Origin of the sequence: Flavobacterium sp. xlx-214 (assembly GCF_013874595.1) — a bacterium.
Lineage (GTDB): Bacteria > Bacteroidota > Bacteroidia > Flavobacteriales > Flavobacteriaceae > Flavobacterium.
The window spans coordinates 2908224-2925076 of the sequence record NZ_CP059431.1; the positions used below are offsets into that span (position 1 = coordinate 2908224).

The 16853-nt window shown below is 32.1% G+C and carries 13 protein-coding genes; 3 read left to right on the top strand and 10 right to left on the bottom strand.

The annotated features are described in order from the left end of the window. Positions 1-26: 26 nt before the first annotated feature. Complete coding sequence (locus tag H1R17_RS13730; protein WP_163430728.1) at positions 27-1403, top strand: MATE family efflux transporter; 1377 nt, start codon at positions 27-29, stop codon at positions 1401-1403. Between the two features lie 8 nt (positions 1404-1411). After that, positions 1412-1645: a hypothetical protein gene (locus H1R17_RS13735; RefSeq protein WP_163430953.1), complete on the top strand. Its 234-nt coding sequence runs from the start codon at positions 1412-1414 to the stop codon at positions 1643-1645. 36 nt (positions 1646-1681) lie between these two features. Here the strand turns inward: H1R17_RS13735 and H1R17_RS13740 are convergent, their stop codons facing one another. From H1R17_RS13740 to H1R17_RS13780, 9 genes are all read right to left on the bottom strand, one after another. Beyond that, complete coding sequence (locus H1R17_RS13740; RefSeq protein ID WP_163430726.1) at positions 1682-2989, bottom strand: dihydrolipoamide acetyltransferase family protein; 1308 nt, start codon at positions 2987-2989, stop codon at positions 1682-1684. 83 nt (positions 2990-3072) lie between these two features. Beyond that, positions 3073-4227 carry a glycosyltransferase family 2 protein gene (locus tag H1R17_RS13745; protein WP_163430724.1) on the bottom strand — a complete coding sequence of 385 codons (1155 nt, stop codon included), beginning with the start codon at positions 4225-4227 and terminating at the stop codon, positions 3073-3075. Positions 4228-4239: 12 nt separating this feature from the next. Further along, entirely contained in the window at positions 4240-5280 is a 1041-nt protein-coding gene (locus H1R17_RS13750) for a formimidoylglutamase (RefSeq protein ID WP_163430722.1), read from the bottom strand. A 188-nt stretch (positions 5281-5468) separates the two neighbouring features. Further along, a complete protein-coding gene (gene hutI / locus H1R17_RS13755) occupies positions 5469-6716 on the bottom strand; it encodes an imidazolonepropionase (RefSeq protein ID WP_163430720.1) in 1248 nt (415 codons plus the stop codon). 87 nt (positions 6717-6803) lie between these two features. Continuing rightward, positions 6804-7526, bottom strand: a complete 723-nt coding sequence (locus H1R17_RS13760) for a TIGR00730 family Rossman fold protein (RefSeq protein WP_163430718.1) — start codon at positions 7524-7526, stop codon at positions 6804-6806. Between the two features lie 6 nt (positions 7527-7532). After that, complete coding sequence (uvrA, locus tag H1R17_RS13765) at positions 7533-10364, bottom strand: excinuclease ABC subunit UvrA (protein WP_163430716.1); 2832 nt, start codon at positions 10362-10364, stop codon at positions 7533-7535. 67 nt (positions 10365-10431) lie between these two features. After that, the gene (locus H1R17_RS13770; protein ID WP_163430714.1) at positions 10432-11100 is read right to left on the bottom strand and encodes a hypothetical protein; all 669 of its coding nucleotides are present in this window, start codon (positions 11098-11100) and stop codon (positions 10432-10434) included. A gap of 11 nt (positions 11101-11111) precedes the next feature. Further along, a complete protein-coding gene (locus tag H1R17_RS13775) occupies positions 11112-12926 on the bottom strand; it encodes a chloride channel protein (protein ID WP_163430713.1) in 1815 nt (604 codons plus the stop codon). Positions 12927-12961: 35 nt separating this feature from the next. Next, the gene (locus H1R17_RS13780) at positions 12962-13606 is read right to left on the bottom strand and encodes an ACP phosphodiesterase (RefSeq protein WP_240453308.1); all 645 of its coding nucleotides are present in this window, start codon (positions 13604-13606) and stop codon (positions 12962-12964) included. 34 nt (positions 13607-13640) lie between these two features. On the opposite strand from H1R17_RS13780, the gene glmM reads away from it, so the two are divergent. Further along, positions 13641-15023, top strand: a complete 1383-nt coding sequence (gene glmM, locus H1R17_RS13785) for a phosphoglucosamine mutase (RefSeq protein WP_163430711.1) — start codon at positions 13641-13643, stop codon at positions 15021-15023. A gap of 38 nt (positions 15024-15061) precedes the next feature. On the opposite strand, the gene ettA is transcribed toward glmM, so the two are convergent. Then, complete coding sequence (ettA, locus tag H1R17_RS13790; protein WP_163430709.1) at positions 15062-16750, bottom strand: energy-dependent translational throttle protein EttA; 1689 nt, start codon at positions 16748-16750, stop codon at positions 15062-15064. Positions 16751-16853: the final 103 nt, after the last annotated feature.

Below are 16853 nucleotides of genomic sequence, written 5' to 3' on the forward strand. Positions count from 1 at the left end.
TGAATATCTTTGCAAAAATTTTTTGAATGAACTTAAAAAAGTATACGCAAGAATTTGGCTACAATTTTAAATTAGCTTACCCTATTATTTTATCAATGTTAGGACATACAGTTGTAGGAATAATTGATAATATTATGGTTGGTAAAATTGGTGCTACAGAACTAGCAGCTGCATCGTTGGCTAATAGTTTTGTTTTTATTGCGCTATCTGTTGGTGTTGGATTTTCTACTGCTATTACTCCGCTTTCGGCTTCGGCAGATGCTGAAAATGATGATGTTAAAGGAAGAAGTGTGTTTATAAACGGTGTGTTTTTATGTACTTTTTTGGGTGTTTTTTTGTTTGCCCTTTTGTTTTTTTTAAAGCCGTTTATTGATCTAATGCAACAACCTGTTGAAGTAACCAATTTAGCGAAACCTTTTTTGGATATTGTTGCTCTTTCGTTAATTCCGTTGGTAATGTATCAAGGTTTTAAACAATTTGCTGATGGAAAATCGCAAACAAAATATGCCATGTATGCTACAATTATTTCAAATGTTGTAAATGTAGTTTTCAATTATTTATTGATTTATGGTGTGTGGATTTTCCCCGAAATGGGTATGATGGGTGCCGCTTATGGTACTTTATTATCAAGAATTGCTATGCTAATTTACTATGTTTACATCATGTATCAATTAGAAATATTTAAGCCTTATGTGCAAAATATTAGATTTTCAGAAGTTAAATCAACTGTTTTAAAGCATATTAGTAAAATAGGCGTGCCTTCATCTATGCAATCGTTGTTTGAGGTTGCTTTATTTACAGGCGCTGTATGGCTTTCTGGAATGATTGGTACTACCGCACAAGCCGCTAACCAAATTGCTCTTTCAATGGCATCCATGACCTTTATGTTTGCATCTGGATTAAGTGTAGCTGGAATGATTAGAGTTGGAAATCAAAAAGGATTAAAAGATTATGTAAAAATGGAAGTAGTTGCTAAATCAATTATGTTAATGACCTTTTTCTTATACATAGGTTTTGCTATTTTCTTTGTTGTTTTTCACAATTACATTCCATTACTTTTCTTAGATAGTAATAATGCAGAACAAGCAGTTATAAATAAAGAAGTAATAGAAATGGCTGGGAAATTATTATTAATTGCTGCAATTTTTCAAATATCCGATGGGGTTCAAGTAACTGCTTTAGGTTCATTAAGAGGGTTACAGGATGTAAATTTACCTATGATTATTACCTTTATTTCTTATTGGGTAGTTGGATTTCCGCTTTGTATATATTTAGGATTGTACACGCCTTTAAAAGCAGAAGGAATTTGGTATGGTTTATTAGCAGGTTTAACTGTTGCCGCAATTTTTTCGTATCTTCGCTTTCATTACGTAGCAAAAAAATACATTACTAATACAATTTAATTAACATGATGGAATTACCAAAATTTGTTTTAGCCGATAATACCGATTTTCCCAATAATTTATTTGTAATACATTTAGAATATCCTCGATTTGTAATTGATTTAGAAACAGAAGATATTGAATTTTTAGAGGAACTAGATGAAACGGAAGAAGTAGAATTAAAAGAAGAAATGGATCGCTTAATTGATTTAGCTGCCGCTTTTTACGAAAGAGAAATTACTCGTTTTGCAGAAGATGAATAAAAAAAATCCCGAAGTTTAAACTTCGGGATTTTTTTATTAATATTCTCTATTAGCGTCAAAAGCTTCTAAATAGTGTGCTACTCTTTGTACAAATTGTCCTCCTAATGAACCATCTACAACTCGGTGATCGTATGAGTGTGATAAGAACATTTTCTGACGGATTCCAATAAAATCACCCTCAGGAGTTTCAATTACAGCAGGCACTTTACGAATAGCTCCTAAAGCTAAAATACCTACTTGTGGTTGGTTGATAATTGGTGTTCCAAAAACAGATCCAAAAGTACCTACATTGGTTACAGTATAAGTTCCTCCTTGTGTATCGTCTGGCTTTAATTTACCCATACGTGCACGGTTAGCTAAATCGTTAACCGCTTTAGCCATACCAACAATATTTAATTGATCTGCATTTTTAATTACAGGTACAATTAAGTTACCGTTTGGTAAAGCAGCTGCCATACCTAAATTGATGTTTTTACGTTTAATGATAAAATCACCATCAACAGAAATGTTCATCATTGGTAAATCTTTCAATGCTTTAGCAACAGCTTCCATAAAGATTGGAGTGAATGTTAATTTTTCACCTTCTCGTTTTTCAAAGGCGTTTTTCACTTTATTTCTCCAATTTACAATATTTGTTACATCAACCTCGATAAAAGATTGAACGTGAGCCGACGTTTGAATAGATTGTACCATGTGGTGCGCAATCATTTTACGCATACGGTCCATTTCAATAATTTCATCCTGACCATTTACAGAAACAGGCGCTGCCTTTGTAGCTGTTTGAGCAACTGGCATTGGTGTAGCTTGTACTGCTGGTTGTGCAGGCTGAGCAACAGTTTGTGTTCCTCTATTTTTTACGTATTCTAAAATATCCGTTTTGGTAATTCTACCTTCTTTTCCAGTTCCTTTTAAAGATTCTAACTCTTGTAAAGAAACACCTTCTTCTTTAGCAATATTTTTTACTAAAGGCGAGAAGAACTTATCAGAATCAGCAAAATTAGTAGCTACTGCTTCTTTAGCAACCTCAACCGTTTTTTCAACAGCTTTAACAGACGCTGTTTCAGTTGTGTTTGTTGCAGCTGGAGCAGCTTCAGCATTTCCACCTTCGGTTTCTATAATAGCAATGGTTTGTCCTACTTGAACAACATCATCTTTTTGAAATAAAATTTCAATAATCTTCCCTCCTACTTCAGACGGAACTTCACTATCTACTTTATCCGTTGCAACTTCCACTACTGTTTCGTCTTGTTCAACGGTATCACCAACGTTTTTTACCCAATTTGTAATTGTTGCTTCTGCAACACTCTCACCCATTTTAGGTAATTTTAATTCAAACTTTGCCATATATTTAATAAAGAGTTGTGTTTTATTTTAAGCTTTACAAAAATAATAATTTTTAAGACTATTTGCTTATTTATTTTGAATATTTAATAATGTACCTCTAAAATTTCACCTTTATCGTTTTTATGATTGCTTCCTACAAAAAAAGGAGCGTTTTCAGGCTTTATTTTAAATGTCTTGTTTGATTTTTTGTTTTTCTCGATGAAGTTGATGTAATCTTGATAAGAAACAGTAGCATTATCTACTAAAACTTCAATTGTTTTTTGGGGATTATCTAAAGTTAAAACATCTTCTAAATACTGAACCCAATCAATAGAAAAATGATATTTTTGCTTTAATTGATTATAAACAGTAGCGTTTTTACTTACCAAAATATAATGATCTGGCTGTTTTACCTTTTGTCTTTTCTCGGTTTTCTTTTTAAAAGCAAATAAAGTAATCCCTAAATTCATCATTCCGTTAAAGAAAGGCGAAACCTTAAAGTGTTTTTTATAAAAAAACTGCATGGCTTCTTTAAACCTTTTCATATAAGTTCCATCTTTCAACGTACTTTCGCCTTTAAAATGAATACAACGAACATCAGAAAAATAATAGTTTTGTTTTCCTTCTTTTAAACTTAAGTACGACAAATCGATATCATCTGAGTACATAAAGCAATCTTCATCAAACCCACCTACTTTTTCATACAATTGCTTTTCTAAAAACATAAAAGCACCAACTAATATTGATACTTTTCCGTTTTCATTTTCATCAATATCTTGCGCGTAATACTGATTGAATAACTTTATTTTTGGAAAAACATTATATAATCCCGTAACTTTAGTAAATGCAACCCAAGGTGTAGGAATTCCTCTTTTACTTTCGGGTAAAAAATTACCTGAACCATCAATTAATTTACATCCTAAAATACCAAAATTTGGTAAAGTTGTAATGTGTTTCAAAATAGCTTCAAACGTATTTCCAGCAACAATAGTATCAGGATTTAAAATACAAATATATTTACCTTTGGCTTTTGTTACACCAATGTTATTTCCTTTAGGAAAACCTGCATTTGTTGTTTGATATAAATAAGTAATAGTAGGAAACACATCTTTCATCATTTCCTTAGAACCATCTGTTGATGCATTATCAACCACAATAATTTCAGCATCAAGTGTAGCAATTGCTTTTTGTACACTGCTAATACAAGCTTCTAAAAAGTGCTTTACATTGTAGTTAAGAATGATAACTGATAATTGCATAAATTGGCTTATTTACCTTAAAATATTTATTTGCGCTTTTATAAAATCGGATACTAAATACGTATATAGTTTTCCGAGTAAATTTTCAGGAAGTGTTGACAAACTTGGAGAACCTTCGCAAATATGTAAATAACTTGCATTGGAATGATTAGCCATTAAACTAACAAATTGTCTGGCTTCTGTTGAAGAGAAACCACAAGGTGTCATTGCGCTACTTGCGGTATTTTCAATTGCATCGATATCAATTTCGATTCCGTAAGTTGTATTTTTAATTAAACGATGTGCATTGTTAATACTGTTGCGAAATTCTTTTTCAAAACGAACTTTCATTTCATCAAAAGTGAACATTTTTAATTGATCCCAATGTTCTTTGAATTGTTGCAACATGTATTTGTTTAAATAATTTTCATGTACGCCAAAAGCACAGTACGTTTTTACAAAACCTTCGTTAAAAGCATATGAAAACCCATTACCACTATGTCTGCCTTCTAAAGCTCTAAAATCGGTATGTGCATCAAAATTAACCACATTTACAGCTGCGCCTTTTGCTAAAGCCAAACCTTTTATGTTGCCGTACGCATTATTATGTCCGCCTCCTATTACAATTGGCTTTTTTCCCGATTTATGAATGAGTGTGTTTAAGTAAGTAACATCTTTATCTATTAACGACACAATCTGCGTTAATCGTTCTAAATCGGTTCCATAATTTGGACTTAAATTTAATAGTTCTTCATCAAATTGTGAATAATCTAAAAAACCTAATATTCCAATTTTCTTACCTTTTAAAAAAGTATTGTTTTGTATGTTTAAAAAAGTAGGTAAAAACACATCCCAAGCATGTTTTGTTCCTGGTTTTCCAAAATTAGCTTTAATACCTACAAATTCTTTAATACCATAAACAATGTAATCGCAATCTAAATCGGTAAGAACCTCAGAAATATCGGTTAAATTTTTGGTATTGTATTTTACTTTTTCGCCTAATTTGGTTTCACCTAAACGAACAGATAAAATAGTATCTAATTCAATTTTGTTAAAGTATCTTAAATTTTCCATTTATAACTTTTCACGAGTCCCCAAAAATCAACAACTATAATTTTTATTTATTGCAAAGTGTAAAAAACCACTTTTTATGTTATTGATTGTTAAGTTATTATTATTAAATTTGTAATAGGTAAATATATATCGATTATTAGTCGATTATAAAAATCTTTTTCATAACTATTTTTTTTCACACCAGTAATCTAATTACTGGTGTGTTTTTGTTTACTACCTTGTAAATATACCGTTTCAATTAAATTGCTCCCAAAATTATACGGAATGGCATATATTGAATGCAACGGTTTGGTAATAATAAATGATGCTTTTTTACCTTTTGTAATACTTCCATACTCTTTTTCTACTTCTAAAGCATAAGCAGCATTTATTGTTGCGGCATTAAAAGCTTCTTCTGGTGTTAACTTCATTTTGATACAAGCAGTTGCAATAACAAAATTCATATTACCACTTGGCGTTGTTCCTGGATTGTAATCAGAAGCGATGACCAATGGTAAATTGGCATTTAATAAATTGCGAGCAGGTGTGTATGGAATGGATATAAAATACGAACATGTAGGCAAAGCCACTGGAATGGTGTTGCCTTTTTTAAGTGCTTCAATATCGTGTTCTGAAACAACTTCTAAATGATCAACCGAAAGTACATTTTCCTCAACACACATTTCAATACCATTAATAGCCGTAAATTGATTAACGTGTATTTTAGATTTTAACCCATGTTTAGCTGCTGCTTGTACAATTTTACGAGTTTCATCAACCGTAAAATAACCGGTTTCTAAAAAAGCATCTACATAATTTGCTAAACCTAAAGCAGCTATTTCAGGAATCATTTTATTGCAAATTTCATCTACAAATCCAGACTGATTTCCTTTAAACTCTGGTGGTATTGCATGCGCTCCTAAAAAAGTAGCTTTTATTTCAACAGGATAATTGTCTTTTAAACGTTTGATAACGCGAAGCATTTTTAACTCGGATTCTAAATTTAAGCCATAACCCGATTTTATTTCAATAACGCCCGTACCTTGCCCGATTAATTCTTCTAAACGATTGGCAGCATCAGCATACAATTCTTCTTCTGAAGTTTGACGCAATTTTTCTACTGAATTTAGAATTCCACCGCCGCGCTGATAAATTTCATCGTAACTTAAACCGTTGATACGGTCAACAAATTCTTGTTCACGATTACCCGCATAAACAATATGCGTGTGACTATCAATATACGTTGGTAAAATCATTTTACCAGAAACATCAACCGATTCATCAAAAAGTTCTGGAACATTCTCCATAGAACCATAATCAATTATTCGGTCATTTTCTATTAGTAAAAAGGCATTTTTTATAGAAGGAAGCTCTTTCATTTCAGCTCCTTTTAAAATAGCAGTATTGTTTTCACGAACCTGAAAAAGTTCTTTTATATTGTAAAATAAGGTTTTCATTAACTACGATCTATTGATACTCAAAGATAGATACTTCTTAGTAAATAGCATAAAAAAATCCGTTTCTTTTGAAAACGGATTCATCATTTAAAAGTTTGGACTTAAATTGTACTTTTTATAAAAATTATCAATAATCTCAACCACTTCATCAGCAGTATCAACAATTTTTATCAAATTCATATCTTCTGGTGACACGTTTGCGTATTTGGTTACTAAAACGGTTTTAACCCAATCTATTAAACCAGACCAAAACTCGGTTCCAACCAAAATAATAGGAAATTTACCTATTTTCTTTGTCTGAATTAAAGTGATAGCCTCAAACAATTCGTCTAAAGTTCCAAAACCACCAGGCATTACCACAAAACCTTGCGAATATTTAACAAACATTACTTTGCGTACAAAGAAATAATCGAATTGTAAGTTTTTATCGTGATCAATGTATGGATTAAAATGTTGCTCAAAAGGCAAATCGATATTTAAACCAACCGAAGCGCCACCGCCTAAATGCGCACCTTTATTGGCAGCTTCCATAATACCTGGACCACCGCCAGAAATTACTCCGTAACCTGCTTTACTTATCTTAAAAGCAACTTCTTCGGCTAATTTATAATACGGATTATCGTTTTTAGTACGTGCCGATCCAAAAATAGATACACAAGGACCAATACGCCCCATTTTTTCATATCCATTTACAAATTCAGACATAATTTTAAAAATTGCCCATGAATCATTCGATCTAATTTCGTTCCATGATTTTTGGGTAAAACTTTCTTTTATTCTTGATTCTTCATCTAAAATATCGTCTTTCATAACTTTTTATTTTAATTCTTTCTTTAAAAATCGTGCCGTGTGGCTTTTTTTGCTTTTTGCCACTTGCTCTGGTGTTCCTTTAGCAACAACTTCGCCACCATTTTTTCCACCTTCTGGACCGATATCAATAATATAATCGGTCATTTTTATTACATCTAAATTATGCTCAATAACCAAAACGGTATTGCCCTTATCTACCAATTTTTGAAGCACTTCCATTAACACTCTAATATCTTCAAAATGCAAGCCAGTTGTAGGTTCATCTAAAATATAAAAGGTATTTCCTGTATCTTTTTTAGATAATTCGGTTGCTAATTTAATACGTTGCGCCTCGCCACCCGATAAAGTAGTACTTTGCTGCCCTAAGGTTAAATATCCCAAACCTACATCTTGAATGGTTTTTAATTTACGATAAATTTTAGGAATATTCTCAAAAAAAGGTACACTTTCATCAATGGTCATATCTAAAATATCTGCAATTGATTTTCCTTTGTATCGAATTTCTAAAGTTTCACGATTAAATCGTTTGCCTTGACAGGTTTCACATTCTACATAAACATCAGGTAAAAAGCCCATTTCTATAGTTCGTAATCCTGATCCTTCGCAAGTTTCACAACGTCCGCCTTTTACATTAAAACTGAAACGACCTGGTTTATAGCCACGAATACTGGCTTCGGGCGTTTTGGTAAATAAGGTACGAATTTCTGAAAAAACCTCAGTATAGGTAGCTGGATTTGATCGTGGTGTACGCCCAATAGGACTTTGATCGATACCAATTACTTTATCAATATGTTCTAACCCCTCAATTTTATCATAAGGTTGTGGCACTTTTAGCGCGTTAAAAAAGTGCTCATTTAAAATAGGATACAGCGTTTCATTAATAAGGGTTGATTTACCAGAACCGGATACTCCCGTAACACCGATGAGCGTTCCTAAAGGAAAATCGACAGTTACATTTTTAAGATTGTTGCCTTTAGCACCTTTTAATTTTATTGTTTTACCATTTCCTTCTCGTCTTTTAGAAGGTACAGGAATTTCAAGTTTACCGTTTAAATACTGAGCTGTAATAGTATTGCTCTCTAAAAGTTTTTTGGGTGTAGATGCACTGATGATTTCACCGCCATTAGCACCCGCTTTAGGACCAATATCAATTACATAATCAGCCTCTTCAATCATATCTTTGTCGTGCTCTACCACTAGAACCGAGTTACCAACATCACGTAATTGCTTTAAAGAATGAATTAATCGTTCGTTATCACGTTGATGCAATCCAATACTTGGCTCATCTAAAATATACAAAACGCCCACTAATTGAGAACCAATTTGTGTAGCCAAACGAATACGTTGTGCCTCGCCGCCCGATAATGTTTTAGAAGATCTATTTAAGGTTAAATAATTCAATCCAACATCTAATAAAAACGATAAACGCGTGGTAATTTCTTTGATGACTTCTGATGCAATAACTGCTTGTTTTTCACTTATATGCTTTGGTAAATCATCAACCCAAACAGCCAACTGATCTAAATCCATTGACGATAATTCGCCTATATTTAAATCGTTTATTTTAAAGAAAAGTGATTCTTTTCTCAAGCGAGAACCGTTGCATTCTGGACAAATAATTTCATCCATAAAATCGTTAGCCCAACGTTTGATAGATGATGTTGGCGCATCCTCATACTGACTTTTTATGAAATTTGAAATTCCTTCAAAATCAATTTTATAATCTTTGGTTATTCCTAAAACCTTAGACTCAATCGCAAAACTTTCCTTACCTCCGTTTAAAATCACCTCCATTGCATCTGCAGGAATGTCTTTAATAGCATCGGTTAATTTAAAATTATAGCGTTGTGCAATAACCTCTAATTGTTTAAAAAACCAAGTGTTTTTATATTCGCCAATAGGCACAATTCCACCTGCTTTTATAGAAAGTTCATCATTTGTAATGATTTTTTTCAGGTTGATTTCATGTATTGCTCCCAAACCATTACAAACAGGGCAAGCTCCTTTTGGTGAGTTGAACGAAAAACTGTTAGGTTCTGGAATTGGATACGAAATGCCCGAAGTTGGACACATTAAATGACGACTGAAAAAACGAGGTGTTTGCTCTTCATGCGGAATTACCATTAAAATATCATCGCCGTGATACATGGCTGTTTTAATACTTTCTGTTAAACGTTTTTGCGTTTCTTCTGTATCATCAATTGCCAAACGATCAATTACAATTTCGATATCGTGTGTTTTGTAACGATCTAATTTCATACCCGAAACAATATCACGAATTTCACCATCAACTCGAACTTTCACAAAACCTTGCTTTGCAATTTGTTCAAATAATTCGCGATAATGTCCTTTACGTGAGCGAATTACAGGCGATAAAATATTTAAACGCTGATTGTTGTAATTTTCTGAAATTAATTCTTGAATTTGCTCATCAGAATAACTGATCATTTTTTCGCCCGTTTCATACGAATATGCATCAGAGGCACGTGCGTACAACAAACGAATAAAATCATAAATTTCTGTAATGGTACCAACCGTTGAACGCGGATTTTTGTTCACCGTTTTTTGCTCAATAGCAATTACAGGCGATAAACCTTCGATTTTATCAACATCTGGGCGTTCTAAACCACCTAAAAATTGTCTTGCGTAAGAAGCAAAGGTTTCAATGTATCTACGTTGTCCTTCGGCATAAATAGTATCAAAAGCTAGGGATGATTTGCCGGAGCCCGATAAACCCGTAATTACAACCAGTTTTTCACGTGGAATGGTAACATCTATATTTTTTAAGTTATGAACGCGAGCGCCCAATACTTCGATATTTTCTTCGGTATTTTGCATAGAAAAATTCAAAGTGCAAATATACGAATTGCTTTGTTTTTAAGATATTAAAGCTTTGGTAAAAAGTTTAAGAGAACTGAATTTTTTCAAGTTTATCTTTACTATATCCTGTATATTCTTCAAACCAATTATATATAACTTGCTTAAATTCGCTTTTATTAATAGTTTCTTTATTCTTTTTAAAACTATTATAATTTTCAATAGAACTTTTATTGATTAAATCTCTAATGGTTGTTCCTTTAAAATCTTTTCCGTACTTATTAACAAGTATAAACGAAAGGACAACAGATAGTAAAGATAAAAATCCTAATAAATAATGAATAAACAAAAGAAGTATTGAAATACAAAATAAGACATAAAGTGTTTTAATAATCCATTTTTTAGGTTGTAATATATTTAATTTAAAACCTAAATCACGCTCTATTTTTAAAAGTTCTGTTCTTCGTCTTTTTCTTGGAAATATATCTACAAGTTTAGTTTCTGGAGTAATTTCTTTAGTGAATTTTGTATGTTTTTGAATACTGCTTCTTAATTTATAAAAAATATGTTGAAAGGTACAATCAGAAGATTCTTCAGAGTTAATGCTACTTAAAATTAGCTCGACAAGTTCTTTAAAACTTAAGACATTTGTTTTTTGCTCTTTTAGTTCAATTTTATAATGTTCTATAAAAATAAGCAACTGAGCTTCAAAATCTTCAATTTCAAAACAATCTAAAATATAAACATCATCTTTCATATCTATTCCATTTACTCAATCCTTAAACTTTTTAGATATTCGCGATACATTTCTAAAATTTTCACTTTGGTAACATATCCTACTAAAACATTATTTTGTGTTAATAGAACTTCTTTTAAATCATGATCTTCCATTATTTTTATAGCATTCCCCGTATTTTCAGATAACGAAACGGTAAAAGCTTCTTTCATTTCTTGCTCAATGTTTGTAGCTCTTAATTTAAAATCGCTGAACAATAAATGCCTAATATCATTCGAATAAATAATGCCTATTATGTGCTTTTCATCATTAATAACAGGAATAAAATTTTGAGTGGTTTCAACAAAAATAGCCCTTACATCAAACAAAGTATCGTTTAAAGTAACGGTGGTTACCTTATTATTATAAATATTGTGAAGTTCAATTTTATTAAGAATGTTTTTGTCTTTATCTGATGTAAAAACCCAACCTTTATCGGCAATAGTAAAAATATCCATTGAATATTTATCGTAATGCTTAGAAATTGCAAAACTAATAGAAGATACAATTAACAAAGGAATCATTAATCCGTAACCACCTGTAATTTCAGCAATTAAGAAAATAGCTGTTAATGGTGCATGAAATAAACCACTTAACACACCTGCCATACCAACAACAGTAAAATTATTTATAGGCAAATCTTTAACACCAATTAACTCAAAAAACTTAGCTACGCTATAACCTAAATATGATCCTGCAAAAAGTGCGGGTGCAAAATTACCACCGTTTCCTCCAGAACCTAAAGTTAAACCAGTTGCAACACTTTTAATAAATAAAGTAGCGGTAACAAACGCTAAAACAACCCATTTATTATCGTTAAATTTTTCAATAAGAGAATTATCTAAAATAGTACTAGCCTTGTTATTTGCTAGGGCTTTAATACTTTCATATCCTTCACCAAAAAGCGTTGGAAACAAAAAGATAAGCACCGCTAACAAACCTGCTCCAACAAGTGCTTTATTGTACGTTTTAAATGGCAATTTAGATGCGTATTCTTCAACTCTACGAAACATTCGGGCATGATACAAAGCAAAAACACCTGCAGCAATTCCTAAAAAAACATAATAAAAAGTATTGCTATAGTTAAAGGTAAATTGTTCTTTAAAATTAAGAATGATGTTCTCTTTTAAAACCACTCCTGATACAATGGCTCCTGTTGCAGATGAAATCATTAATGGAATAAATGCCGAAACGCTCATATCTGCCAGAATAACTTCAATAGCAAACAAAACACCTGCAATTGGCGCATTAAAAGCCGCAGCTATCCCTGATGCTACACCACAGGCCAATAATAAAGTACGATCTTTATAATTAAACCGAAAATTTTGCGCAAAATTAGAACCAAAAGCGGCACCTGTAATGGTAATTGGCGATTCTAATCCGGCAGAACCTCCCATACCAACGGTTAACGAACTTGTTATGATTTGCGCGTACATTTGTTTACGTGGCATGTAACCTGAACGCTTGGCAACCGCAATCATAATTTGACTAGTACCTTTTTCTATTGATCCATCAAGAAACTTTTTTACCACAAAAACGGTCAGTAAAATACCAACTACAGGTAAAATACTATTAGAAAAAGGTAGTTTTAATAAAGTATCAATATAGGTTACAAACTCAAATACCGAATGAGCAAATGTTTTTAAAAGAATTACTGCTAATGCAGATGAAACACCAACCAAAACACAAGAAACATATAAAAACTGACGTTCAGATATGATGGTTTTAAGCAAATACAAGACACCTTCTAAGTATCTAAATGTCCTAAAAAACTTTTTGGGTTTCTTTTGTGTGTTTTTTTCATCCATAGCACAAAAATAAAACGCAGAGAACTAATAAAAAACTATTTTTCAAACTCTTTTGTAATTCGTTTTTTTTCTGATTCAGCATGAACCATTAAATCTTTAAAAAACAAATGAAACTCACGTTGAAAAGCATCGTAATGTTCGTATAAATCCTCAACTGCTTCATTCATATTTGAAGGAAAAGAAAAACGTTGATCCATTTGCTTTAAAATTTGTTGTAAATCAACCAAATTAGCATAACGTTCTAACCAATTCTGCTGTTTCATATACGGCAATAAATTTCGCGTTTTAATGTTTAATTCTGCTTTGTGCTCTTCTAAATTTTGATAAAATGCTTGCACAAAATTGCTTAAACTTTCATTGTGATACAAATGCCATTCTTTTGCCAAAAAATGATCGTAAAACATATCTGTTATGATACCCGAAAAATGATTGTATTTAGGTATTAATCGATGTTTTGATTCTCTAAAAACAGGATGAAAATCGGTAAAACTATCAATTGATCGATGCAAAAGAACACCAATTTGAATGTCTGTATGAAAATGCAGATAATCTTTGCCACGAATACCATCGCCCATAAAATTACCAATTTGAATGCGCTTGTTTTCTCCAGAAAGAAAAATATGTGCTAGAAAATTCATATCGTAAAAATAACTCAAAGATTGTACATCTAAGATAATCATTCTTTATATTTGTTTTAAGTAAAAAATAAATTAAATGACCTTAATAAAATCGATTTCAGGAATTAGAGGAACAATTGGTGGTATTGTTGGCGATAATCTAACTCCTATTGATGCAGTAAAATTTGCATCGGCTTATGGAACTTTCTTAAAAAAGAGTTTAAACAAAGAAAATTTAACAGTAGTTATTGGTCGTGATGCTCGTATTTCTGGTCCAATGATTCATCAGTTAGTAATGCAAACTTTAGTAGGTTTGGGCATTAATGTGATTGATTTAGGCTTGTCTACCACACCTACAGTTGAAGTTGCTGTGCCGATGGAAAAAGCCGATGGTGGTATTATTTTAACAGCATCACACAACCCTAAACAATGGAATGCTTTAAAATTATTAAACAATAAAGGTGAATTTTTAAGTGGTGCTGATGGTGCTGTTATTTTAGAAATTGCAGAATCAGATGATTTCAATTTTGCTGATGTTGATTCGTTAGGAACCATTACTGAAATAACCGATTATATGGATCGTCATATTGAGGAAGTTTTAAATTTAAAACTAGTTGATGCTGAATCTGTTAAAAAGAAAAACTTTAAAGTAGTAGTTGATGGTGTAAATTCATCGGGAGGAATTGTAATTCCGGCTTTACTAAAAAGGATGGGAGTTGAAGTGGTTGAATTGTACTGTGAACCAAACGGACATTTCCCTCACAATCCAGAACCTTTAAAAGAGCATCTAACCGATATTTGCGAATTAGTTGTTAAAGAAAACGCTGATTTTGGTATTGTAGTAGATCCAGATGTTGATCGTTTAGCTTTTATTAGCAATAATGGCGAAATGTTTGGTGAAGAGTATACCTTAGTAGCAGTTGCCGATTATGTTTTAAGTAAAACGCCTGGTAATACGGTTTCAAATATGTCGTCTTCAAGAGCTTTGAGAGATGTTACTGAAAAACATAATGGAATGTACGAAGCATCGGCTGTTGGCGAAGTAAATGTGGTTGAGTTAATGAAGAAAAATAACGCTGTAATTGGTGGTGAAGGTAATGGTGGAATTATTTATCCGGAATTACATTATGGAAGAGATTCTTTGGTAGGTGTCGCTTTATTTTTAACACATTTAGCTAATCAAGATTTAGATGTTGCAAGCTTACGCGATTCATATCCTGCGTACTTTATGAGTAAAAATAAAATTGAATTGACACCCGAAATTAATGTTGATGCAATTTTAGAGGAAATGAAGCAAAAATATGCTACAGAAAAAGTAAGTACTATTGATGGTGTAAAAATTGATTTTGCAGATAGCTGGGTACATTTAAGAAAATCAAACACCGAGCCTATTATACGTATTTATACAGAAGCACCTTCTCAAAAAAATGCTGACGATTTAGCCGAAAGAATTTTAAAAGAAATTAAAGAAATAGTGTAAATAAAAAGCTCTCAAATTATTGAGAGCTTTTTTGTTTATTATCTAACTAATTTCTTGTATTTAATTCTTGTTGGCGCAATATCACCAATTCGTTTTTTACGATTTTCTTCGTATTCAGAGAAAGATCCTTCAAAGAAATATACTTGAGAATCACCTTCAAAAGCCAAAATATGCGTACAAACTCTATCTAAAAACCAACGATCGTGAGAAATAATTACAGCACAACCAGCAAAGTTCTCTAAACCTTCCTCTAAAGCTCGTAATGTATTAATATCCAAATCATTCGTAGGCTCATCTAATAACAAAACGTTTCCTTCTTCTTTCAAAGTCATTGCTAAATGCAAACGGTTACGCTCACCACCAGATAAAGTTGAAACTTTTTTATTTTGATCCGATCCTCCAAAATTAAATCTAGATAAATAAGCACGCGCATTTACTTGACGACCACCCATCATGATTAATTCTTGACCATCGGCAAAGTTTTCATAGATTGATTTTTCAGTATCTATATTTGCATGTGATTGATCTACATAAGCAATTTTAACAGTATCCCCTACTACAAATTCACCTCCGTCGGCTTTTTGTTCATCCATAATCATGCGGAAAATAGTAGATTTACCTGCACCATTTGGACCAATAATACCAACGATACCTGCTTGTGGTAAAGTGAAATTTAAATCGTCATACAACAATTTGTCTCCAAATGATTTTGCTACGTGTTTAGCTTCAATTACATTAGTTCCTAAACGAGGTCCGTTTGGAATATAAATTTCTAGTTTTTCTTCTAATTGTTTTTGATCTTCATTTAATAATCGATCATAATTTTGAAGACGCGCTTTTTGTTTTGTTTGACGACCTTTTGCTCCTTGACGAACCCAATCTAACTCGCGTTCTAAGTTTTTACGACGTTTAGAAGCTACTTTTTCTTCTAAAGCCATTCTACTAGATTTTTGATCTAACCAAGAAGAATAGTTTCCTTTCCATGGAATACCTTCTCCTCTATCTAATTCTAAAATCCATCCTGCTACATTATCTAAGAAATAACGGTCGTGCGTTACAGCAATAATGGTTCCTTTATATTGTTGCAAATGTTGTTCTAACCAATGAACCGATTCAGCATCTAAGTGGTTGGTAGGCTCATCTAACAACAAAACATCTGGTTCTTGCAATAATAATCTACACAAAGCTACACGACGACGTTCACCTCCTGATAAAACGGAAATAGGAGTATCTGATTCAGGACAACGAAGCGCATCCATTGCAACTTCTAACTTATTATCTAATTCCCAACCACCAACAGCATCAATCTTATCTTGTAGTTCAGCCTGGCGATCCATTAATTTCTGCATTTTATCAGCATCTTCATATACCTCAGGCAAACCAAACATATCATTAATTTGGTTGAACTCATCAAGAATAGCAACTGTTTCTGCCATTCCTTCACGCACAACTTCAATAACTGTTTTAGTATCATCAAGCTGAGGTTCTTGTTCTAAATAACCAACGGTATAACCTGGTGCAAAAACAACATCACCTTGGTAATTTTTATCAATACCTGCAATAATTTTTAATAAAGAAGATTTTCCGGAACCGTTTAAACCTAAAATACCAATTTTAGCTCCGTAAAAAAAACTTAAATAAATATCTTTTAAAACAGTTTTATTTGTTGAAGAGTAAGTTTTACTTACTTTCGACATTGAAAAAATTACTTTTTTATCGTCTGACATAGTTTAAAATGTATCAATTAATTACCAAAATTACTACTTATAATTGTATAAATAAAATAAATAGTAAATGATATAATCATAAAAACATTTTGTATTTTTACTA